Source organism: Xenophilus azovorans DSM 13620, from assembly GCF_000745855.1.
Classification (GTDB): Bacteria; Pseudomonadota; Gammaproteobacteria; order Burkholderiales; family Burkholderiaceae_C; genus Xenophilus; species Xenophilus azovorans.
Map to the genome: position 1 here is coordinate 46,596 of NZ_JQKD01000020.1, position 20,767 is coordinate 67,362.

General features: G+C 70.8%; 19 protein-coding genes. 12 read left to right on the forward strand and 7 right to left on the reverse strand.

Features of this window, described 5'->3' with window-relative positions; translation table 11 throughout:
• Window positions 1–3 precede the first annotated feature (3 nt).
• Window positions 4–5,988: an alpha-2-macroglobulin family protein gene (locus tag Q392_RS12705; protein ID WP_038207545.1), complete on the reverse strand. Its 5,985-nt coding sequence runs from the start codon at window positions 5,986–5,988 to the stop codon at window positions 4–6.
• A 163-nt stretch (window positions 5,989–6,151) separates the two neighbouring features.
• Here Q392_RS12705 and opgC point away from each other — a divergent pair, with 163 nt between their 5' ends.
• The 3 genes from opgC (at window position 6,152) to Q392_RS12720 (ending at window position 8,524) form a co-directional block, all read left to right on the forward strand.
• The gene (gene opgC, locus Q392_RS12710) at window positions 6,152–7,300 is read left to right on the forward strand and encodes an OpgC domain-containing protein (protein WP_038207551.1); all 1,149 of its coding nucleotides are present in this window, start codon (window positions 6,152–6,154) and stop codon (window positions 7,298–7,300) included.
• A 73-nt stretch (window positions 7,301–7,373) separates the two neighbouring features.
• On the forward strand, window positions 7,374–7,991 hold the full coding sequence (locus tag Q392_RS12715; protein ID WP_038207557.1) for a ParA family protein: 618 nt from the start codon (window positions 7,374–7,376) through the stop codon (window positions 7,989–7,991).
• 62 nt (window positions 7,992–8,053) lie between these two features.
• Complete coding sequence (locus tag Q392_RS12720; protein ID WP_038207751.1) at window positions 8,054–8,524, forward strand: MaoC family dehydratase; 471 nt, start codon at window positions 8,054–8,056, stop codon at window positions 8,522–8,524.
• Here the strand turns inward: Q392_RS12720 and Q392_RS12725 are convergent.
• Both Q392_RS12725 and Q392_RS12730 read right to left on the reverse strand, forming a co-directional pair.
• Window positions 8,515–8,991, reverse strand: a complete 477-nt coding sequence (locus Q392_RS12725; RefSeq protein ID WP_038207562.1) for a tRNA (cytidine(34)-2'-O)-methyltransferase — start codon at window positions 8,989–8,991, stop codon at window positions 8,515–8,517. The genes Q392_RS12720 and Q392_RS12725 overlap by 10 nt on opposite strands.
• A 17-nt stretch (window positions 8,992–9,008) precedes the next feature.
• Window positions 9,009–9,728 carry a ComF family protein gene (locus tag Q392_RS12730; RefSeq protein ID WP_038207566.1) on the reverse strand — a complete coding sequence of 240 codons (720 nt, stop codon included), beginning with the start codon at window positions 9,726–9,728 and terminating at the stop codon, window positions 9,009–9,011.
• An 81-nt stretch (window positions 9,729–9,809) separates the two neighbouring features.
• Between Q392_RS12730 and Q392_RS12735 the strand changes: the two genes are divergently transcribed.
• The 8 genes from Q392_RS12735 (at window position 9,810) to Q392_RS12765 (ending at window position 16,158) form a co-directional block, all read left to right on the forward strand.
• On the forward strand, window positions 9,810–10,718 hold the full coding sequence (locus Q392_RS12735) for a methyltransferase domain-containing protein (RefSeq protein ID WP_038207569.1): 909 nt from the start codon (window positions 9,810–9,812) through the stop codon (window positions 10,716–10,718).
• Window positions 10,719–10,860: 142 nt separating this feature from the next.
• Window positions 10,861–11,337 (forward strand): DUF2244 domain-containing protein, encoded by a 477-nt coding sequence (locus Q392_RS12740; RefSeq protein WP_038207571.1) that lies wholly within the window; start codon window positions 10,861–10,863, stop codon window positions 11,335–11,337.
• 67 nt (window positions 11,338–11,404) lie between these two features.
• Window positions 11,405–12,574, forward strand: a complete 1,170-nt coding sequence (gene coxB / locus Q392_RS12745) for a cytochrome c oxidase subunit II (protein ID WP_038207573.1) — start codon at window positions 11,405–11,407, stop codon at window positions 12,572–12,574.
• A 34-nt stretch (window positions 12,575–12,608) separates the two neighbouring features.
• Window positions 12,609–14,249 carry a cytochrome c oxidase subunit I gene (gene ctaD / locus Q392_RS12750; RefSeq protein ID WP_038207577.1) on the forward strand — a complete coding sequence of 547 codons (1,641 nt, stop codon included), beginning with the start codon at window positions 12,609–12,611 and terminating at the stop codon, window positions 14,247–14,249.
• Between the two features lie 28 nt (window positions 14,250–14,277).
• The gene (locus Q392_RS33635; RefSeq protein ID WP_211260236.1) at window positions 14,278–14,388 is read left to right on the forward strand and encodes a cytochrome oxidase small assembly protein; all 111 of its coding nucleotides are present in this window, start codon (window positions 14,278–14,280) and stop codon (window positions 14,386–14,388) included.
• Between the two features lie 4 nt (window positions 14,389–14,392).
• Window positions 14,393–15,013, forward strand: coding sequence for a cytochrome c oxidase assembly protein (locus Q392_RS12755; protein ID WP_038207579.1), 621 nt, complete (start codon window positions 14,393–14,395; stop codon window positions 15,011–15,013).
• Window positions 15,010–15,201, forward strand: a complete 192-nt coding sequence (locus tag Q392_RS12760) for a DUF2970 domain-containing protein (protein ID WP_038207582.1) — start codon at window positions 15,010–15,012, stop codon at window positions 15,199–15,201. The genes Q392_RS12755 and Q392_RS12760 overlap by 4 nt, the downstream gene beginning before the upstream one ends.
• Before the next feature lie 75 nt (window positions 15,202–15,276).
• Window positions 15,277–16,158 (forward strand): cytochrome c oxidase subunit 3, encoded by an 882-nt coding sequence (locus tag Q392_RS12765; RefSeq protein ID WP_038207585.1) that lies wholly within the window; start codon window positions 15,277–15,279, stop codon window positions 16,156–16,158.
• 88 nt (window positions 16,159–16,246) lie between these two features.
• On the opposite strand, the gene Q392_RS12770 is transcribed toward Q392_RS12765, so the two are convergent.
• The 3 genes from Q392_RS12770 to tsaE all read right to left on the reverse strand — a co-directional run bounded on the left by Q392_RS12770 (window position 16,247) and on the right by tsaE (window position 18,743).
• The gene (locus Q392_RS12770) at window positions 16,247–16,552 is read right to left on the reverse strand and encodes a glycine zipper domain-containing protein (protein ID WP_051953394.1); all 306 of its coding nucleotides are present in this window, start codon (window positions 16,550–16,552) and stop codon (window positions 16,247–16,249) included.
• Between the two features lie 165 nt (window positions 16,553–16,717).
• Complete coding sequence (locus Q392_RS12775) at window positions 16,718–18,157, reverse strand: N-acetylmuramoyl-L-alanine amidase (protein WP_051953396.1); 1,440 nt, start codon at window positions 18,155–18,157, stop codon at window positions 16,718–16,720.
• A 61-nt stretch (window positions 18,158–18,218) separates the two neighbouring features.
• The gene (tsaE, locus tag Q392_RS12780) at window positions 18,219–18,743 is read right to left on the reverse strand and encodes a tRNA (adenosine(37)-N6)-threonylcarbamoyltransferase complex ATPase subunit type 1 TsaE (RefSeq protein WP_038207589.1); all 525 of its coding nucleotides are present in this window, start codon (window positions 18,741–18,743) and stop codon (window positions 18,219–18,221) included.
• Between tsaE and queG the strand changes: the two genes are divergently transcribed.
• Window positions 18,726–19,904, forward strand: coding sequence for a tRNA epoxyqueuosine(34) reductase QueG (queG, locus tag Q392_RS12785; RefSeq protein WP_084217038.1), 1,179 nt, complete (start codon window positions 18,726–18,728; stop codon window positions 19,902–19,904). The genes tsaE and queG overlap by 18 nt on opposite strands.
• Here queG and Q392_RS12790 read toward each other — a convergent pair.
• Window positions 19,817–20,731, reverse strand: coding sequence for an AEC family transporter (locus tag Q392_RS12790; protein WP_084217039.1), 915 nt, complete (start codon window positions 20,729–20,731; stop codon window positions 19,817–19,819). The genes queG and Q392_RS12790 overlap by 88 nt on opposite strands.
• Window positions 20,732–20,767 lie beyond the last annotated feature (36 nt).

Genomic DNA, 20,767 nt, shown 5'->3' on the forward strand with positions numbered 1-20,767 from the left:
CCCTCAGCGGGCGGGCTGCTCCACCCGGACGCGCGCGTTCGGCGCCTCGCCGAACATCTCCGGCGCGTACATCGCCTCGACGCGGCTGGGCGGCAGCGTGAAGTCGCCGGCGTTGTTCAGGCGCACCGTGTACTCCATCTTCACCGTGCCCTTGGGCAGGTACTCGTAGTAGCTGCGGAAGGCCTCGAAGCTGCGCTCCTCGAAGGCCGGCCAGCCGGCGCCGCTGCTCTGCTTCTCGCCCTGCGTGGCGATCTGCGAGTCGCGGCCCAGGCCGCTGCCCAGGATGGTCGCGCCGCCCGGGATCGGGTCGGTGATCACCACCCAGGTCATGTCGGCGCTGGCGTTGACTTCCAGCGTCACGCGCAGGATGTCGCCGCGCGTGTACTTGCCGCTGGCGGCCTGCTCGACCGGCGTGACCGTCTTCTTGATCGCGTAGCCGGCCGCGAAGGGTGCCTTCAACTGCACCGCCGCGAGCGACTGCACCGTGAGCCACGGCCGGCCGCTGCCCTGCTGGGTGACCAGCAGCGTGTCGCGGCCGGCGTTGCCCGTGGGCCAGGGCAGGAACATCGTGTTGTTGCGCAGCGTGCCGGGCGAGGCCGGCGCGCCGAACATGCTGCGCCGATGCATCGCGCCGCCGGCATCGCTCGCCTTCACGCGCTCGACCTGGCTCCAGTCCACCTGCGCCTTCGTCTCGCCGAGCTGGGCGGCGGTGAGGCCGGCGACCGGCTCGCTCTCGAAGGTCTTGCTGAACTTCTCCAGCGCCAGGCCGCCCCACAGGTTGGCGGTGGTGGTGTGCCATGCGCCGCGCTGCTGGCGGCCGATGAAGCCGCTGGCCAGGCGGCCCAGGTCGTCCTTCCAGCCCGGATCGTCCATCACCGCCAGCAGCAGCCGTGCGGTGTTGACGTCGCCGTTGGTCATCAGCCACCACCAGTAGTCGTCCTGCTCGGTGCTGAAGATCAGCTTCGTGCCCTGGTACGACAGGCGCGCCTTCAGCACGTTGTTCGCCTCCTCGATGCGCTGCGCGCGCTGCGGCACGTCCTTCACGCGCCTGAGCACGTTCAGCCAGTCGATCACCGCGCTGGTGGGCCACTGGTTGGGCGCGATGGTCAGGCTGGTGGTCATGCCGCCGGTGGCCTTGCCGTAGCGAGACAGCGCCTCCAGCGCGGCCAGCTTGCGCACGTCCAGGTCCTTGCGCGGGCTCCAGAAGCTGCGCTGGATGCGGCCCTCGACGAAGGCGATCAGGCCGCCTTCCATCGGCGCGCGCACGTCGTCGGGCAGGGCGAAGGCCGGGTCGATGGCCGCCGCCTCGTTTGTCGCCGCCAGCAGGTAGCTGGTGAGGATGTCGCTGCCGCGGTTGGCGTCGCCATCGCGCGGCGGGAAGTAGTTCGCCAGGCCGTCGCTGTCGAGGTAGCCCGGCATCTGCGCCACCACCGTCTGCCACAGCTTCGCGTCGCGCAGGCCGATGGACTTGCTGGCCTTCTGCTCCAGGCAGACGAAGGGGTAGTTGGCGAACCAGTCGCGCACGCCGGGCAGGCCCTCGGCCAGGCGCGGCTGCAGCGCGAGCTTGAGGCCGCCCCTCTTTTGCCCGCTCTCGGGCAGGGCGTCGGCGGGCGGGCCGACGTCGAGCGTGAACGGCCCGTCCACCTGTGCCAGCGTGGCCTGCTGCACCGTCAGCGGCACGGCGGGCACGATGCGTTGGCTGAGCTTGAGCGCATCGCTCGCGCCGCCGGCCTGGTCCTTCGCCTCGATCTCCCACAGGATCGCCTCGGCGCGCGTCTGGCCGAGCTGCGCCGGCGCCGTCACGTCCCAGGCCACCTCGCGCGCCTCGTTCGGCGGGATCTCCACCGTCTTCGGCTCCAGCGTCAGCAGCGTGGCGCGCGGCGCCACCTCCACCTTCATCGCCTTGGCCGTGGTGTTGCGCAGCGTGAGCTGGGCGCGGAACTGGTCGTCCTCGCGCACCAGCGGCGGCAGGCCGCTGATGATCTGCAGGTCCTGCGTGCTCTGGATGCGCGCCTCGCCGGTGCCGAACAGGCCCGTGCCCGCGTCGGCCACCGCGACGATGCGGAAGGTGGTGAGCGCGTCGTTCAGCGGCACCGTCACCTGCGCCTGGCCGTTGGCGTCGAGCACCACCTTCGGGTTCCACAGCAGCAGCGTGTCCAGCAGTTCGCGCGTGGCGCCTTTGCCGCCGCCGCCGCCGGCGGGCACGGCCTTCTTGCCGTAGTGGCGGCGGCCGACGATCTCCATCTGCGCGGTCGAGGTCGAGACGCCCCAGCTGCGCCGCTGCATCATGGCTTCGAGCAGGTTCCAGCTCGTGTTGGGCAGCAGTTCCAGCAGCGCCTGGTCGACCGCCGCCAGCGCCACCTCGGCGCCGGCGGCGGGCTTGCCGTCGGGCAGCCTGGCGCTGATGGTCACCAGCGCCTTGCCGCGCACGGTGTAGCTGGGCTGGTCGGTGGCGACCTTCACGTCGATCTGGTGCGCCTGCGTGCCGACGCGGATCTCGGCCATGCCGAAGCGGTAGGCCGGCTTGCTCAGGTCGACCATCGCGGTGGGCGCCACGTATTCCTTGCCCTCGACCCAGAAGGCCGTCCACCACTCGCGCGGCGCCTTCCAGCCCCAGGTGAAGAAGGAGTACCACGGCACCTCGCGCAGCCGCCCGCGCAGCGCCAGCACGCTGACATACGCGTTGGGGCCCCACTCGGGCTTGACCTCCAGGCTGACCGTCGGGTCCTGCCCATTGAGCTGCACCACGTGCGTCTCGACGATGCCCTCGCGCTCCACCGCCACCAGCGCGGTGGCATGGCGGAAGGGGCTGCGCACCTGGAACTTCGCCACCTCGCCGGGCTGGTAGCTCTTCTTCTCGGGCAGCACGTCGATGCGGTCGTGGTCCTCGCCGCCGAACCACAGCTCGCCCTGCTTGGTCACCCACACGGTGCTGGCGGCCTGGCTCTTGCGGCCGTCGCCGTCCGTGGCGGTGGCGACCAGCTCGACCTGGCCTGCCTCCTTGAGCTGCGATTCGCACAGCAGCAGGCCCCGCGCGTCGCTGCTGCCGCTGCACACCACGCCCAGCGGCCTGGTCTCGGTCTTGTTGTCGTAGGTGTAGAAGCCGCCCACCATGCGCTTGCGGCTGGTGGTGGTGATGCGCGCGACGGCGCTCACCTCCAGCTTCGCGCCGGCCTGCGGCTTGCCCGCGAGGTCCAGCGCCAGCGCCTGGAACTTCAGCTTGCGGTCCACCGAGATCCAGTTCTCGGTCTTCAGCCCGGCGACCACGGCGGCCGGCCACAGCGTCTGCACGCTGCGGATCGTCTGCACCTCGCCGTTGGGGTCGGAGTAGGTGGCCTCGATCAGCAGTTCGCGCGGCGTGGCCCGCACCTGCGGCACCTTGTCGATGGTGACACGGCCGGCGCCCTCGCGGTCCAGCGTGACGGGCAGCTTGTCGGCGATGACGCGGGTGTCCTGCGCGGCCTCGGGCTCCTCCTCGCCGGCGGCGGAGGCGGCGTCCTCGTCGCGGCGCGGCGGGGAGAAGCTGAAGCCGTCGTAGTCGGCCCAGTCCAGGTCCTTGCCGCGCACCATGGCCGACACGCGCACCGGCAGGTTGGCCGCCGCGCCGCCCGAGACGTAGTTCACCTGCACCTCGGTCGGCACGCTGCCCACCGCCACCAGCGGCTTCTTCTCGGCCGGGCCGACGCGGCCTTCCAGCACCGGCAGGCGGAATTCCTCGACGCGGAACTGGCCGGTCTGGAAGCTGCGTCCACCGCGGTCCTCGTCATCCTCGTCCCCGTTGCGCTTGCCGTTGCCGGCGGCGCGCAGCTCGATCTGGTAGACGCCCAGCTTGGCTGCGGGCGGGATGTGGAAGCTGTTCTCCGCGCTCAGGCCGCCAGTGGCCGTCTTGCGCCAGGCCAGCGGCTGCGTGAACTCCTGGCCGCTGCCCACGTGGGTGATGACCAGCGTGCCCGGCTGCGTGGCCGGCAGGCCGAAGCCCTGCGCCGTCTGCGTGCGGATCACGTGCTTCATCGACACCGTCTCGCCCGCGCGCAGCAGCGGGCGGTCGAGCACGGTGTGGGCCACCACGTCGGCCTCGGCCTCCTGGCTGGTGGGCGCGTTGAAGCGCCAGGGCTCGATGCCGCGCTGCCAGTCGCTCCACACGAAGGCGAGGTCTTCCACGCCCTTGTCGTCCTTGGCGCGGGCGCTGACGAAGTAGGCCGGCTCGTGGTAGTCGTCCTCGCCGGAGCAGTTGGGCGGCTGCGGCGGCACGCCCGCGAGCTGCGCCAGGCCGTTGGCGTCGGTGCGCGCCGTCGCCACCTCCTTGCCGCGGCAGTCCGAGACGCGCACGGCGGCGTTCGCCACCGGCTTGCCCTTGTCCAGCGTGGTCACCCAGGCCAGCGCGTTCTCGCGGCCCAGCTTGAAGTGCACCGCCAGGTTGGTCGCCAGCGCGGTGGTGCGCACGTACATCGTGCGGCCGGCGCCGTAGCGCTCGTCCAGCAGCGCGTCGCCCAGCTTGCCCGAGGCGATCTCCAGCACGTGGAAGCCGGGCGTGAGCGGGATGCCGACCACCTCGAAGGGGCGCGGGTCGCTGCCGGCCTTGGGCATGTCCAGCGTCTTCGCGCCGGGCTGGCTGCCCAGCAGCGAGACCATGCGCGTCTGCATGTATTCACGCTCGTTGCGGTCGATGACCGGCGGCAGCGGCACCTTGCTGTCCCGGCCGGCGGCGGCGCGCGACACCGTGTAGCCGTCGTAGCGCCGGACCTTGCGGAACCACGCGATGATCTCGGCGTCGGTCTGCGGGTTCAGGTCGCTCACCTTGCCGGGCGTGAGGGCGTGCACCTGCAGGGCGGGCTCCACGCGGCGCACCGTCACCGGCATCATCGCCACGCCATCGGGCTCGGCCAGGCGCTCGACCACGCCGAAGGGCGAGGCGGCGAACTTGGCCAGCGGCGGCATCGCGCCGGTGGCGGTCTGCAGCGGGAAGCTGCCGGGCTCGGCCAGCGTGCGGCCCGAGGCGTCCTCGAAGCCCGAGGGCAGCTCGATGGTGAAGGGCGTCTGTTCGGGGAAGGGTGGGGGCAACGTCACCGAATCGACCACCGCGTCCTCGCTCGCGTTCTCGTCCTCGAAGCGCGGCCTGACGGTCTGCCCGCCGCCCTTGGCGACGATCTTCGCCGCCAGCGCGCGCGTGACGGGCGCATTGAAGCGAAGCTGCATGGGCTTGAGCGGCAGGCAGGCGGCCTGCGCGTTCTCGCGCTCGCAGCTGAAGCTCGCCGCGAAGGGCTCGCGCACCTCGAAGGACAGGCGCCGCTCGACGTTGTTGGCGATGCCCGAGGGCGTCGCCACGCCCTTGCCGTAGACCAGTTGCACGCGGCCGCCCGGCGTGAGGGTGCGGTTGCACTGCAGCGTGAGGAAGCGCAGCGGCTCCTTCTTCGCGGCCTGCTCGTAGCCGCGGGCCTTGAGCAGGGCATCGCGCTGCTCGCCGGTGACCGGCTTCACGGGGATGCGCTCGCCCACCCCGTCGGCCGCGCACCACATGTTCGCCTGCACGCTCTCCGGCGTCGCCGGGCCGTTGAGCTGCAGCAGGAACATCTGCTCCTCGTCGATCTTCCCGTAGCTCGGCCAGTGGCTGCGCACGAAGGGGCCGCCGGTGTTGAAGCGGTAGCTGGCGGGGCCGGTCAGTTCCGCCCCGGACGCCGGCTTGAAGCCCGGCACCCGCGTGACCGTGCAGCGCACGCCCGGCGGCAGGTCGTTCTCGAAGTCGAAGACCCAGCGCTTGTCGGAGGTCCAGCGCCCGGTGCCCTTGCCGGCCTGCGCGTCGCTGCAGCTCACGGCGAGCGGGGCGGGCGCCTTCGGGTCGCCGAAGTTGACGGCCGCCTGGTCGAAGCTGGCCACCACCTGGCGTACGCGCGAGACCTCGCCCTGCGGCGTGAGGCTGGTGATCTGCAGCGCCAGCGCCGGGCCGGCGGCGAATCCCGCGACCGCCAGCGCCCAGGCCGGCAGCGTCATTCTTGTCGTTGTCTGGATGGGTCGGGTCACTTTCCTGGTGCCTCCTCTTGGACAGGGTCCGCAGGGTAGCCGATCCGCAAGGCGCTTCATCCGGCCTCCTAGAATCCGCTTTTCGTCGTGCCGGCCGCCGGGGGTGAAACGCCGACGCCCCCTGCTGTCACGCATGAAACGCCATTGGGAAATCGACGCGCTGCGCGGGCTGATGCTCGTGCTGATGACCGTCACCCACCTGCCGACCCGCTTCACCGACCCGCTGGGCCAGCCCTTCGGCTGGGTCTCGGCGGCCGAGGGCTTCGTGCTGCTGTCGGCCTTCATGACCGGGCTGGTCTACAGCCGCTACGCCCGCCGGGACGGCGTGGAGACGATGCGCCGCGCCTTCTGGCGCCGGGCCCTGAAGATCTATCTGTGCCACGCGGCGCTGCTGCTGTTCCTCTTCACCGCCATCGCCGCCGTCGGCCTGCGGGTGGAGCCGCCGGCGGTGCGCAACCTGCTCTCGTTCTACCTCGCCCAGCCGCGCGAGGGCTTCCTCTGGGGCCTGCTGCTGGTCTACGAGCCGGCGCTGCTGGACATCCTGCCCATGTACATCTTCTTCATGCTGATGAGCCCGTGGGTGCTGGCCTACGCGCTGCGCCACGGCTGGGCCGGCGTGCTGTTGGCCAGCGGCGCGCTCTGGGCGCTGGCGCAGTTCGGCCTGAGCGAGCGGCTGTACGGCCTGGCCGTGGCGTTCACGCACATCCCCGTGCCTTTCCACGAGATGGGCGCCTTCAATGCCTTCGCCTGGCAGTTCCTCTGGTTCGCCGGCCTGTGGCTGGGCGCGCAGCGCAGCGCGCCCGACGCGCCGCCGCTGCGCCTGGGCTGGCCGGTGGTGCTGCCGGCCGCGGCGGTCGCGCTGGCGGGCTTCGCCTGGCGGCACTTCGGCGCGCACGGCCAGGCCCCCTTCGGCGCCGACGTGCAGCTGAACCTGCTGGTCGACAAGTGGCAGCTCGGCCCGCTGCGCCTGCTGGACCTGATCGCCCTGGGCGTGCTGGCGGTGCGCTTCGGCCCGGCCCTGGCCCGGGCGCTGCCGCGCATGCGGTGGCTGGAGATGCTGGGCCGCGCCTCGCTGCCCGCCTTCTGCGCCCACCTGGTGGCGGTGCTGATCGTGCTGGCTTTCTGGGGCGACGCGCTGGACCGCCGCGGCTGGGTGCAGGACAGCCTGCTGCTGGCGGCGGTGCTGCTGTGGATGTTGGCGGTGGCGCGCGTCACCCAGGGGGCCGACGCGGCGCCGCCGGAGGAAAGCGTGCCGGACGCACCGGCCGCCGCCTCCCGCTGACCCCCGCCGGGCAGGGTGTCATGCCCTGCCTCTACCATCGCGCCTGTCGTTCACACCGTCTGGAGAACTGCGCATGCCGGTCGTTCTGGTCGCCAATCCGAAGGGAGGCGCGGGCAAGTCCACCCTCGCGACGAACATCGCGGGCTACTACGCGCGCCAGGGGCACGCGGTGATGCTGGGCGACACCGACCGGCAGCAGTCCTCGCGGCTGTGGCTGGGCCTGCGGCCGGCGCAGGCCGTGCCCATCCGCGGCTGGACGACGGACGGCGACGGCGCGCTGCTCAAGCCGCCGCCGGGCACCACCCACGCCGTGCTGGACTCGCCCGCCGGCCTGCACGGCAAGCGCCTGAAGGAGCTGCTGGCCCTGGCCGACCGCGTCATCGTGCCGCTGCAGCCCAGCCTGTTCGACATCTACGCCGCGCGCGACTTCCTCGACCGCCTGACGGAGCGCACCGCGGGCACGAAGACCCGCATCGGCCTGGTCGGCATGCGGGTGGACGGCCGCACGCTGGCGGCGCAACGCCTGCGCGAGTTCGAGGCGCAGCTGAGCGTGCCGGTGGTCGCCGAGCTGCGCGACACGCAGCTCTACGTGCAGCTGGCGGCGCGCGGGCTCACGCTGTTCGACATCGCGCCGGGCCGGGTGGAGCGCGACCTGGCGCAGTGGGCGCCGCTCACGGCCTGGCTGGATTGAGGGTTTCCCTGGAGCGGGGCTGTCCCGGCGCCGACATGCCGGGCGCCGCCGGGCGCGACAGAATCCGCCGCATGACCAAGAAGACCTTCCAGACCCTTCAGGACCTGGCCGCCTGCGTCGGCCAGGACGTCGCCACCAGCGACTGGCTCACCATCACCCAGGCCCAGGTGAACCAGTTCGCCGAGGCCACCGGCGACCACCAGTGGATCCACGTGGACGTCGAGCGCGCCAAGGCCGGCCCCTTCGGCGCGCCGATCGCGCACGGCTTCCTCACGCTGTCGCTGCTGCCGAAGATCTTCGAGGCCGGCGTGGAGGTGGTCGAGTCGCGCATGGGCGTGAACTACGGCCTGAACCGCGTGCGCTTCATGTCGCCGGTGCCGGTGGGCAGCCGGGTGCGCGGCCACATGAAGCTGCTGTCCAGCGAGCCGATCGATAACGGCGGCGTGCAGATGGTGTGGCAGACCACCATCGAGCTGGAGGGCGCCTCCAAGCCGGCCTGCGTCGCGGAATCGGTGGTGCGCCGCTACCCCTGAGCGGCGCCGCCGAAGCCGTTCTGGCGCCAGGCCTCGAACACCGTCACCGCCACCGCGTTCGACAGGTTGAGGCTGCGCTGCCCGGGGCGCATCGGCAGGCGCAGCAGCTGCGCCGGCGCAAAGCGCGCGCGCAGCGCGGGCGCCAGGCCGCGCGTCTCGGCGCCGAAGACCAGCCAGTCGCCGGGCCGGAAGGTGGTGCCGTGCACGCTGCCGGTGCCGTGCGTGCTCAGGCCGAACAGGCGGTCGGGCGCGGGGTGGCAGGCGGCGAGGAAGGCGTCCCAGTCCGCGTGGCGGCGCACCTCGGCGTACTCGTGGTAGTCCAGCCCGGCGCGGCGCAGCAGCCGGTCGTCCATCGAGAAGCCCAGGGGCTCGATCAGGTGCAGGTCGCAGCCGGTGTTGGCCGCCAGGCGGATCACGTTGCCGGTGTTGGGGGGAATCTCCGGCTCCACCAGGACGATGTGGAACATCGGCAGAGCATAGCGAGTCAAGGCGGGGCGTGCGTGCGTGCCAGCACCAGCGCATCCACCTGCGCCGCACCGGCTTCGCGCAGCGCCTGCGCGGCGGCGGTCAGCGAGGCGCCGGTGGTCATCACGTCGTCCACCAGCAGTACGCGGCGGCCGCGCACGAGGCCGGCGCGCAGCGGCTCCACGGCGAAGGCGCCGTGCAGGTTGCGCAGGCGCTGCGCGCGCGTCAGGCCGCTTTGCGGCGGCGTGTCGCGCAGCCGCAGCAGCAGGGCGGCGTCGCAGCGCTCCGGGGCCAGCCGGCGCGCCAGCTCCAGCGCCTGGTTGAAGCCGCGCTCGCGCAGGCGCCGCGGGAACAGCGGCATGGGCAGCACCCGGTCGGCCTGCGACAGCAGCGCGTCGGCGCCGGGGACGGCCCGCATCAGCGCGCACAGGGGAGCGGCCCAGCCCGGCTCGCCCTGGAACTTGAAGTGCCCGATGCAGTCCGGCCACGGCCACACGTAGTCGCAGGCGGCCAGGCAGGTGTCGAGCGTGCCGGGATGCCGCAGGCAGCCGCCGCAGCGCGCCACGCCGGCGGGCACGCGCAGCGCGCAGCCGCGGCAGCGCGGCACGGCCGGCGCGAAGCGGGCCACGCAGGCCCCGCACAGCGGGCGCCCGGGCCAGGCGCGGCACAGGGCGCACTGGCTGGGCAGGGCATCGAGGCCGCGGCGCAGCAGCCCGCGCGCGGCGGAAGGAATGGACATGGCTTCCTATACTGGCGCGCCTTGGCCAGGCCGCACGCCCCGCAGCGGGGAGGACGCGGCCGCCTTCGTGCGTTATTGCCCATGCCTGCCGAATCCGACCGTCGCCCGCCGACCATCGACCCCGTGGCCGCGGCCCGATGGGCGCGGCTGGCGCCCGGGTCCGCATCGCCATGGCTGCACGAGGAGGTGGGCCGGCGCATGGAGGAGCGGCTGCAGTGGATCACCGCGCGTCCCGCGCGCTGGGCCGACTGGTCGCCCCTGCGCGGCGGGCTGCAGGCGCATGCGCGCGTGGCGGCGCGCTACCCGCAGGCGCAGCGCCACGTGATCGAGCCGGCGCTAGCGCTGCAGCCGGCGACCGCGCAGGCCCTGGCCGCGCCCTGGTGGAGCGCGCGCCGCTGGCGCGGCGGCGACCCGTTCGCGCCGCCGCCGGCGTCCGGCGTCGACCTGCTGTGGGCCAACATGGCCCTGCATGCCGAGGCCGACCCCGAGGCGCTGATCGCCCGCTGGCACCGCCTGGTCGCCGTCGACGGCTTCCTGATGTTCTCCTGCCTCGGCCCCGACACCGTGCGCGAGCTGCGCGCGCTGTACGCGTGCCTGGGCTGGCCGCCGGCGGGCCACGAGTTCACCGACATGCACGACTGGGGCGACATGCTGGTCCACGCCGGCTTCGCCGAGCCGGTGATGGACATGGAGCGCATCGTGCTGACCTGGTCCACGCCCGAGGCGGCGCTGGCCGAGCTGCGCACGCTGGGCCGCAACCTGCATCCCGCGCGCTTCGGCGCCCTGCGCGGCCGGCATTGGAAGCGCGCATTGCTCAATGCCCTGGCCGGCCTGGCCGTGCCCGGCGAGCACGACGGCCGCATCGCCATGACCTTCGAGGTCGTCTACGGCCATGCCTTCCGGCCGGTCCCGCGTGCCAGGGTGGCTGGCGAGACCGCCGTGCCATTGGATGATCTGCGCGCCATGCTCGGGCGCAACCGGCCCGGCTGAGCGAAGACGCTCACGATGCCCACGCTACAATGATTCGTTGCGTGTACCCCGGGGGATGGTCCCCCGACCAGAGCCCGCCGCATGCCCGTGTTGTGCTTGTGCGTCCGGCCCTGCGCGCCCCATCGATCCGCTGAACTCGTACGTGCCGAATCCCGTGTTCCGCTTCGCCACCGTTTCGGGCCAGACCATCCACTGGTTCCTGAAGCGCAACTGCTCGATCACGCCGAGCCAGCTGGGCTGGCTGTACGCGTCGTTGTGCGTGGTGTCGCTGGCCATCGGCTTCGGCTTCTGGGTTCGCGGCGCACGCCTCGTGCTGCCCTTCGCCTGGCTGGAGCTGGCGGCGGTCGGCGTGGCCTTCCTCTTCTACGCCCGCCATGCCACCGACGGCGAACGCATCGCCCTGCAGGAAGGCCGGCTGGTCGTCGAGCTCGAAAACGGCGGCAGCTGCGAGCGCACCGAATTTCTTTCGCATCAGGTCCGCATCGAACCCCAGGCAGGCGACCGCTCGCTCATCGAGTTGTCGGGTCCGGGGTGTGCGGTGCGGGTGGGCCGCTACGTGCGGCCCGAGTTGCGCCCGGCGCTGGCGAGGGAGATCCGCATGGCCCTGCGCGGCGCCTGAGGCGCGCGGGCCGGCGGGGAGACAAGGCCGGTGGATTCAGTTTGGAAGCATTGAACAAGTGAACACGATGAAGAGCATTTGGACCAAGCCGGCGGGCCTGCTGCTGGCGGCCGGCGCGGCATTCAGCGGCGCGGCGCATGCAGTCAACGACCTGCCCGGCGGCCCGGCCGTGCGCCAGCTCAATCTTCCGGTGGGCGTGACCAAGGTGTCCCAGGAGCAGTACACGCTGCACTGGGGCCTGATGATCCTGTGCACGGTGATCTTCATCGGCGTGTTCTCGGTCATGTTCTATTCGATCTGGAAGCACCGCAAGTCGGTGGGCCACAAGGCCGCCAACTTCCACGAATCGGTGGTGGTGGAAGTCGTCTGGACCATCGTCCCCTTCATCATCGTGATCCTGATGGCGCTGCCGGCCACCAAGCTGCTGGTGGCGCAGAAGGACACCACCAATGCCGACCTCACCATCAAGGTGACCGGCTACCAGTGGAAGTGGGGCTACGACTACCTCAAGGGCGAGGGCGAGGGCCTGTCCTTCATCTCCACGCTGCTGCCCGAGCATCGCCGCCTGTCCGACGAGGGCGCGCGCGGCGAGGTGCCCGACAACTACCTGCTGGCGGTTGACAACCCGCTGGTGGTGCCCGAGAAGCAGAAGATCCGCATCATCACCACCGCCAACGACGTGATCCACGCCTTCGCGGTGCCGCAGTTCGGCATCAAGCAGGACGCCATCCCCGGCTTCGTGCGCGACACCTGGTTCCGCGCCGAGCAGACCGGCGACTTCTACGGCCAGTGCCAGGAGCTGTGCGGCAAGGAGCACGCCTACATGCCGATCCACGTGAAGGTGGTGTCCGCGGCCGACTACACCGCCTGGGTCGACCAGAAGAAGAAGGAAGCCGCCGCCAAGCAGGACGACCCGAACAAGGTCTGGACGCTGCCCGACCTGCTGGCCCGCGGCGAGAAGGTCTATGCCGCCAACTGCGCGGCCTGCCACCAGGCCAACGGCAAGGGCGCCGGCCCGATCAAGCCGCTGGACGGCTCGCAGGTGGTGCTGGACGCCGACCACACCAAGCAGATCCACGTGCTGCTCAACGGCCAGAACAACGGCGCCATGCCCTCCTGGAAGCAGCTGAGCGACACCGACCTGGCGGCCGTGGCCAGCTACACCAAGAACAGCTGGTCCAACAAGACGGGCCAGATCGTGCAGCCGGCCGAGGTGCTGGCCGAGCGCGGCAAGTAAGCCGCGGTGACGAGATAGAGCAAGGAAGAGACCCATGAGCGCAGTCCTCGATCCCCACGGTCACGCCGCCCCCGGCGGTCACGCGCACGACGACCACCACGACCACCATGCACCCACCGGCTGGCGCCGCTGGGTGTTCGCCACCAATCACAAGGACATCGGCACGCTGTACCTGCTGTTCAGCTTCACCATGCTGATGATCGGCGGCCTGCTGGCGATGCTGATCCGCGCCGAGCTGTTCCAGCCCGGCCTGCAGCTGGTCAACCCCGAGCTGTTCAACCAGTTCACCACCATGCACGGCCTGATCATGGTGTTCGGCGCCATCATGCCGGCCTTCGTGGGCTTCGCGAACTGGATGATCCCGCTGCAGATCGGCGCCAGCGACATGGCCTTCGCGCGGATGAACAACTTCAGCTTCTGGCTGATGATCCCCGCGGCCATCATGCTCGTGGCCTCGTTCTTCATGCCCGGCGGCGCCCCCGCCGCGGGCTGGACGCTCTACGCGCCGCTGACCCTGCAGATGGGCCCCTCGATGGATGCCGGCATCTTCGCGATGCACATCCTGGGCGCGTCGTCCATCATGGGCTCGATCAACATCATCGTCACCATCCTCAACATGCGCGCCCCCGGCATGACGCTGATGAAGATGCCGATGTTCTGCTGGACCTGGCTGATCACCGCCTACCTGCTGATCGCGGTGATGCCCGTGCTGGCCGGCGCCATCACCATGACGCTGACCGACCGCCACCTCGGCACGCACTTCTTCAACCCCGCCGGCGGCGGCGACCCGGTGATGTACCAGCACATCTTCTGGTTCTTCGGCCACCCCGAGGTCTACATCATGATCCTGCCGGCCTTCGGCATCGTCAGCCAGGTGGTGCCGGCCTTCGCCCGCAAGAAGCTGTTCGGCTACGCCTCGATGGTGTACGCCACCGCGTCGATCGCGATCCTGAGCTTCATCGTGTGGGCGCACCACATGTTCACCACCGGCATGCCGGTGACGGGCCAGCTGTTCTTCATGTACGCGACCATGCTGATCGCGGTGCCCACGGCGGTGAAGATCTTCAACTGGATCGCCACCATGTGGCAGGGCTCGATGACCTTCGAGACGCCGATGCTGTTCGCGGTCGGCTTCATCTTCGTGTTCACCATGGGCGGCTTCACCGGCCTGATCCTGGCCGTCGCGCCGGTGGACATCCAGCTGCAGGACACCTACTACGTCGTGGCCCACTTCCACTACGTGCTGGTGGCCGGCTCGCTCTACGCCATGTTCGCGGGCGTGTACTACTGGATGCCCAAGTGGACCGGCGTCATGTACAACGAGTGGCGCGGCAAGGTGCACTTCTGGTGGTCGCTGATCTCCTTCAACGTCACCTTCTTCCCGATGCACTTCCTGGGCCTGGCCGGCATGCCCCGCCGCTACGCCGACTACCCGATGCAGTTCGCCGACTTCAACGCGATCGCCTCGATCGGCGGCTTCGCCTTCGGCCTGGCGCAGGTCTACTTCTTCCTGTTCATCGTGCTGCCGTGCATGCGCGGCAAGGGCGAGCCCGCCCCCCAGAAGCCCTGGGAAGCCGCGGAAGGCCTGGAGTGGGAAGTGCCCTCTCCGGCGCCCTTCCACACCTTCGAGAACCCGCCGCGCCTGGACGCCACCGCGACCAAGGTGATCGGCTGAGCCCGGGAACGGTCCGCACGACATGCCGATGACGCCCGAACAGAAGAAGGCCAACCGGAAGATGGGGCTGACGCTGGCCACCATCGCGCTGGTGTTCTTCGTCGGCTTCGTGGTGCGCATGGTCTGGCTGGGGCGCTGAGTACATGGGCCTCGGTACCCGTCTTCGCCGCGAGAACGCCCGCATGGTGGGCAAGCTGGCCGTCGTCGCGGCCGGCATGTTCGCCTTCGGCTACGCGCTGGTGCCGCTGTACCGCGCCATCTGCGAGGTCACGGGCATCAACATCCTGTCGCTGTCGGAGTTGCAGGTGCCCGGCGGGGCCAAGGGCGGCGCCGACGTGCGCGTGCCGGCCAACACGCAGGTGGACACCTCGCGCACCATCACCGTCGAGTTCGACGCCAACGCGCGCGGCCTGTGGGAGTTCCATCCTGCGCAGCGCTCGATGGAAGTTCATCCCGGCGAACTGCACACGGTGATGTACGAGTTCCAGAACACGCAGAACCGCCGCATGGCCGCGCAGGCCATCCCCAGCTACGCGCCGCAGCAGGCAGCGCCGTACTTCAACAAGCTGGAGTGCTTCTGCTTCAACCAGTACACGCTGGACGCCGGCGAGAAGAAGGAATGGCCGGTCGCCTTCGTGATCGATCCGAAGATCTCGAAGGACGTGAAGACGATCACCCTGTCGTACACCTTCTTCGAGGTGGGCGGCAGGACGCCGCCGGCGCCCACGGCAGCCGCCTCGACGGCGACGGAGCCGCGCTCATGAGCAGCCGGTCCTCGCTCTGGCAGACCTTCAAGGCCGTCGGCTGGGGTTTCTTCGGCGTGCGCAAGAACAGCGAATACCAGAAGGACATCGCCCGCCTGTCGCCGCTGCACATCGTCGCGGTGGGCTTCGTGGCGGTGCTGTTGTTCATCGGCGTGCTGATCGCGCTGGTGAAGCTCGCCGTGGCATGAACGCCGCCAGCCGCATGCGAGCCCGTATCGATCGATCGAGAGTCAAGAAGAGAAGAGAAAGCCCCAGGAGCTGAAATGAGTTCGACCACCCACGGCGCCACGCCCTACTACTTCGTGCCCGGCCCCTCGCGGCATCCGGTCATGGCGGCCATCGGCCTGTTCTTCGTCATCCTCGGCGCGGCCCAGTGGATCAACGGCCACACCTGGGGCGCGTATTCGCTGGCCTTCGGCCTGCTGTGGTGGTGGATGGTGCTCTACCAGTGGTTCGGCGACGCCGTGCGCGAGAGCGAGGGCGGCCGGTACGGCCACAAGATCGACCTGTCCTACCGCTGGAGCATGAGCTGGTTCATCTTCTCGGAGGTGATGTTCTTCGGCGCCTTCTTCACGGCGCTGTGGTGGACCCGCACCCACTCGCTGCCGGCGCTGGGCAGCCTGGACAACGCGCTGCTGTGGCCCGACTTCAAGGCCGTGTGGCCCACCGTGCAGGCCGGCGCCACCGGTTCGCCGGCCGGCATCGTCGAGCCCTTCCAGACCGTGGGCCCGTTCTGGCTGCCCACCATCAACACCGCGCTGCTGCTGACCTCCGGCGTGACGCTGACCATCGCCCACCATGCGCTGCGCGCCGACCACCGTGCGCAGTGCATCCGCTTCATGTGGCTGACGGTGCTGCTGGGCTTCGTCTTCCTGTGCGTGCAGGGCTACGAGTACTTCCACCTCTACACCGAGCTGAACCTCAAGCTCAGCTCCGGCGCCTACGGCTCGACCTTCTTCATGCTGACCGGCTTCCACGGCCTGCACGTGTTCATCGGCATGCTGATGCTGCTGTTCATCACCCTGCGGCTGATGCGCGGCCACTTCACGCCCGAGCGCCACTTCGGCTTCGAGGGCGCGGCCTGGTACTGGCACTTCGTGGACGTGGTCTGGCTGGGCCTGTACATCCTGGTCTACTGGATGTAAGGCCACGACGCAGGATGACCCGGCAACAAAAAAGCCGCCCACCCCGCCAAGCGGGATGGGCGGCAGCCGGTGTTTCCGGCGCCCTGCCTCAGTAGCGCGGGCCGTTGTTCGGGTAGTAGCTCGGGCTCGGCGGGTAGTACGGCTGCTGGTACTGCTGCTGGTTGTAGTAGTTGCGTTCGTCGACGTTCCGGCCCACCTGGTTGCCGATGATGCCGCCGATCGCCGCGCCGCCCAGCGTGCTGCCGGTGTTGCCGCCGATCGCATGGCCCACCGCCGCGCCGCCCAGGGCGCCGATGCCGGTGCCCAGGTTCTGGTTGGGACCGCTTGCACAGCCTGCCAGCGCCACGACCGACGTGGCGGCCGCTGCGGCGATCCAGAGACGTGTATTGATCATGAGGTCCACCTTTCAGGAGTGATGACCTCATCATGCGCAGCCCGCCCGGCCCCCCGTGTAGGAACCTGCCGCTGCCGCCTGTGCGACGCCCGGGGCGGTGCGGTGTGCGCACGTGCGCCGCCCGCGCGGATGTGACAAATGAAAGGAAATGCAGCCCCCGCTGGCTCAGAGCTGTCTGCTGCGTGCCAGGGGTGGGTTCTGCGCGAAGTAGCGCAGGATGCCGCGCATCAGCGCGTCGGCCAGGTCCTCCTGGTAGGCCGTGCTGCGCAGGGCGGCCTCTTCCTCCGGGTTGCTGATGAAGGCGGTCTCCACCAGCACGCTGGGGATGTCCGGCGCCTTGAGCACCGCGAAGCCAGCCTGCTCGACGCGGGGCTTGTGCAGCCGCGCGCCGATGCCCTTGATCTCGCCGAGCATGGCGGTGCCGAGCTTGAGGCTGTCGTTGATCTGCGCCGTGGTGCTCATGTCGAACAGCGCGCGGCGCACCTGCACCTCGTGCTCGCCGAAGCTGACGCCGCCGACGCGGTCGGACTGGTTCTCCTTGTTCGCCAGCCAGCGCGCGGCGCTGCTGGAGGCGCCGTGCTGGCTGAGCGCGAACACGCTGGCGCCGCGCGCGGCCGGCGTGGTGAAGGCGTCGGCATGGATGCTGACGAACAGGTCGGCCTGCACGCGCCGCGCTTTCTGCACGCGCACGTGCAGCGGCACGAAGAAGTCGGCGTCGCGCGTGAGGAAGGCGCGCATCGGGTTGCCGCCGACGCTGGACTTGTTGATGCGCTCGCGCAGGCGGTGCGCGACCTGCAGCACGATGTCCTTCTCGCGTGTGCCGCGGGGGCCGATGGCGCCCGGGTCCTCGCCGCCGTGGCCCGGGTCCAGCGCGACGATGATGATGCGGTCGGTGCGGCTGGCGGTGGCCGTCACCGGCGGCGGGCGCGTGACGGCGGTGGACGGCGTGGCGGGCACGGGCCGCGCGGGCGCGGCGGCCACCGCCGGCGGCGCGGGGGCGGGCGTGTCCTGCGGCGCCGGCCGCATCGACCGCCGCGCCATCAGTTCGCCCAGCGGGTCGGCCGGGGGCGCCGCCGACGGCTCGCCCGAACGCGCGGCGGGTGCGCTGCCGGCATCGCGCAGGCGCTCGGCGATCAGCGACTCCAGCGGGTCCACCGCCTGCTGCGGGTACAGGTCCAGCACCAGCCGGTGCTTGTAGGCGGCCACCGGCGCCAGCGAGAACACCTGCGGCAGCACCGCCTGCTTCAGGTCGAAGACGATGCGCACCACCTCGGGCGCGTTCTGGCCGACGCGCAGGCCGGCGATGTACGGGTCGTCGGGCTTGACCTTGCCCACCAGTTCGCGCAGCGCCGGGTTGAGCTGGATGCCGGTGATGTCCACCGCCAGGCGCGGCGGGTTGCCCACGACGAGCTGCTGCGTCTGCAGCCGGCCGTCGGACTCGATGGTGATGCGGGAGTAGTCCTGCGCCGGCCACACGCGCACCGCGACGATGGTGGCGCCGCGCGCGATCTCTGCCGTGCCCAGCAGCAGCACCAGGCTGCCGGCCTTGAGCAGCCGGCGCCGCGCGGCGTCCTGCGAAAGAGGAGAGGGGCGCCCCCGCCTCATTGGATAACCTCCGTGCTTCGCACTGCGGTGCGAGCCCCCTTCGGAGCGGCCGGGCGGGGGCTCATGCGCGGCCGTCCATCAGGTCCAGCAGAGCGCGGCCCTGGGCGGTATGGGCGGTCAGCGTGACGCTGCGGGTGTCGTCGTTGTCGCTCATTGCTTCTATTTTAATAGCGATGTCCTCAATGGGAATGCGCCCCGCGGCATTGCCGGGCCATTCGGCGAGTTTCAGCCCCGGTCCGGCGAAGATGTCACGGAAGCCCGCGTCATCCCATTCGCGCGGATCACCGAAGCGGTAGAAGTCGAAGTGGTGCACCGGCAGACCGCCGGCGGCGGTGTGCGGTTCCACGACCGCGTAGGTCGGGCTCTTGATGCGGCCCTGCACGCCCAGCGCGCGCAGCAGGTGGCGCACGAAGGTGGTCTTGCCCGCGCCCAGGTCGCCGTGCAGCGCGATGAACAGGTCGCGCAGCGCCGACCGCTGCGCCATCGCGTCGGCGATGCGATGCGCGAAGGCGGCGGTGTCTTCCTCGTCGCGCCAGTGCGCGTGAAGGGGCGTTCCTAAAATCGGCGGGTGGTCGTCGGCACTCAACTCGTCACTCGGCTCCGTGCATGGGCGCGTGAGCTGGGATTCTCCCAAATCGGTGTGGCGGGCATCGATCTGTCGAGCGCGGAGCCCGGACTGGCGCGCTGGCTGGCCGACGGTTTCCACGGCGACATGGACTACATGGCGGCCCACGGCATGCGCCGTGCGCGTCCGGCCGAGCTGGTGCCCGGCACGGTGAGCGTGATCACCGCGCGCATGGACTACCTGCCGCGCGACACGCCCGGGGACTGGCAGCGCGTCGAGTTCCAGCGCCTGGAGCGGCCAGGCGAGGCGGTGGTGTCCATCTACGCCCGCGGCCGCGACTACCACAAGGTGCTGCGTGCGCGGCTGCAGAAGCTGGCCGAGCGGCTGGCGGCGGAGCTCGGCCCCTTCGGCCACCGCGTGTTCACCGACTCGGCGCCGGTGCTGGAGGCCGAGCTCGCCTCGCGCAGCGGCCAGGGCTGGCGCGGCAAGCACACGCTGGTGCTGGACCGCGAGGCCGGCTCGATGTTCTTCCTCGGCGAGATCTACGTCGACCTGGCCCTGCCGCCCAGCAAGCCCGTCACGGCCCACTGCGGGAGCTGCAGCGCCTGCATCGACATCTGCCCGACGCAGGCCATCGTCGCGCCGCACCGGCTCGACGCGCGGCGCTGCATCTCCTACCTCACGATCGAGCACAAGGGGCCGATCCCCGAGCCGCTGCGCGCGCCCATGGGCAACCGCATCTACGGCTGCGACGACTGCCAGCTCGCCTGCCCCTGGAACAAGTTCGCGCAGCGCAGCAGCCTGCCCGACTTCGACGCGCGCGAGGAACTGGCCGGCAGCACGCTGGCCCAACTGTTCGCCTGGGACGAGCCGGCCTTCCTCTCGCGCACCGAAGGCAGCCCGATCCGCCGCATCGGCCACGAGCGCTGGCTGCGCAACATCGCCGTGGCCCTGGGCAACGCGCTGCGCGCCGGCGAGCCCGGCGCGGGCGAGGCGCTGGCCGCGCGGCGCGACCACCCGAGCGCGCTGGTGCGCGAGCACGTGGCCTGGGGCCTGGCGCAGGCGCCGCTGGCGCAGGCTGAGCCCGCGCACCGTTACCGCAGGCTGAGCGCGAAGGGCAGGCTCGCCATGCCCAGCAGCGTCGACAGCGTCACCAGCCCGGCGACGAAGGGCCCGTTGTAGCCCATGCGCGCCGCCAGCACGTAGGCGCTGGAGGCGGTGGGCACGGCCGAGAAGGCCAGCAGCACGGCGGCCTGCGCCGGCGCCAGGCGCAGCAGGTGCGCCAGCCCCCAGCCCACCAGCGGCAGCAGCAGGTGCCGGATCGACAGCACCGACACCGCCAGCGCCTTGCCGCGCGCCAGGCTGGCGAACTGCATGCCGGCGCCGGCCGCCATCAGCCCGAGCGGCAGCGAGGCGCCGCCGATGCGGTTGAAGGTGGGCGTCAGCCAGGCGGGAATGCCCAGGCCCAGCAGGTTGGACAGCAGCCCCGCGGCGGTGGCGATGATGAGCGGATTGCGCACCAGCTGCCCCAGGAAGCCCGCGCCCCCGTGGCGCGCCATCGGCCACACGGCCGCCACGTTCATCAGCGGCACGCACACGCCGATGAGCACCGCGATCAGCAGCAGCCCCTCGGCGCCGGCCAGCCGCTCGGCCATCGTCAGGCAGATGAAGGAGTTGAAGCGGAAGCCCACCTGCGCGCTGGCCGCGTGGTCGCGCCGGTCGATGCGCCCGCGCAGGCCGGGCAGCCAGGGCAGGGCGTAGGCCATCGCGATGCCCGCCAGGCTGACCCCCACGCCGCCGACCAGCAGGTGCGAGGTCACGCCGAAATCGATCGGGCTGCGCACGATCGAATGGAACAGCAGCACGGGAAAGAGGAAGTAGTACACCAGGCTCTCGACCTGGTCCCAGACGCGGCGGTCCAGTGCGGTGAAGCGGCACAGCAGCCAGCCGCAGGCGATCAACGAGAAATCGGGAAACAGCAGCTGGGCATAGTTCACCCGATCGAGCATAAACCGGCCCACCCTTGGGTAATCCAGGGCATGGCG

Bases quoted from the DNA above. Each gene is read 5' to 3' on its own strand.
- Q392_RS12705 (WP_038207545.1), bottom strand. From the start codon at position 5,988: ATGACGCTGCCGGCCTGGGCGCTGGCGGTCGCGGGATTCGCCGCCGGC.
- opgC (WP_038207551.1), top strand. From the start codon at position 6,152: ATGAAACGCCATTGGGAAATCGACGCGCTGCGCGGGCTGATGCTCGTG.
- Q392_RS12715 (WP_038207557.1), top strand. From the start codon at position 7,374: ATGCCGGTCGTTCTGGTCGCCAATCCGAAGGGAGGCGCGGGCAAGTCC.
- Q392_RS12725 (WP_038207562.1), bottom strand. From the start codon at position 8,991: ATGTTCCACATCGTCCTGGTGGAGCCGGAGATTCCCCCCAACACCGGC.
- Q392_RS12730 (WP_038207566.1), bottom strand. From the start codon at position 9,728: ATGTCCATTCCTTCCGCCGCGCGCGGGCTGCTGCGCCGCGGCCTCGAT.
- Q392_RS12735 (WP_038207569.1), top strand. From the start codon at position 9,810: ATGCCTGCCGAATCCGACCGTCGCCCGCCGACCATCGACCCCGTGGCC.
- coxB (WP_038207573.1), top strand. From the start codon at position 11,405: ATGAAGAGCATTTGGACCAAGCCGGCGGGCCTGCTGCTGGCGGCCGGC.
- ctaD (WP_038207577.1), top strand. From the start codon at position 12,609: ATGAGCGCAGTCCTCGATCCCCACGGTCACGCCGCCCCCGGCGGTCAC.
- Q392_RS33635 (WP_211260236.1), top strand. From the start codon at position 14,278: ATGACGCCCGAACAGAAGAAGGCCAACCGGAAGATGGGGCTGACGCTG.
- Q392_RS12755 (WP_038207579.1), top strand. From the start codon at position 14,393: ATGGGCCTCGGTACCCGTCTTCGCCGCGAGAACGCCCGCATGGTGGGC.
- Q392_RS12760 (WP_038207582.1), top strand. From the start codon at position 15,010: ATGAGCAGCCGGTCCTCGCTCTGGCAGACCTTCAAGGCCGTCGGCTGG.
- Q392_RS12765 (WP_038207585.1), top strand. From the start codon at position 15,277: ATGAGTTCGACCACCCACGGCGCCACGCCCTACTACTTCGTGCCCGGC.
- Q392_RS12770 (WP_051953394.1), bottom strand. From the start codon at position 16,552: ATGATCAATACACGTCTCTGGATCGCCGCAGCGGCCGCCACGTCGGTC.
- Q392_RS12775 (WP_051953396.1), bottom strand. From the start codon at position 18,157: ATGAGGCGGGGGCGCCCCTCTCCTCTTTCGCAGGACGCCGCGCGGCGC.
- Q392_RS12790 (WP_084217039.1), bottom strand. From the start codon at position 20,731: ATGCTCGATCGGGTGAACTATGCCCAGCTGCTGTTTCCCGATTTCTCG.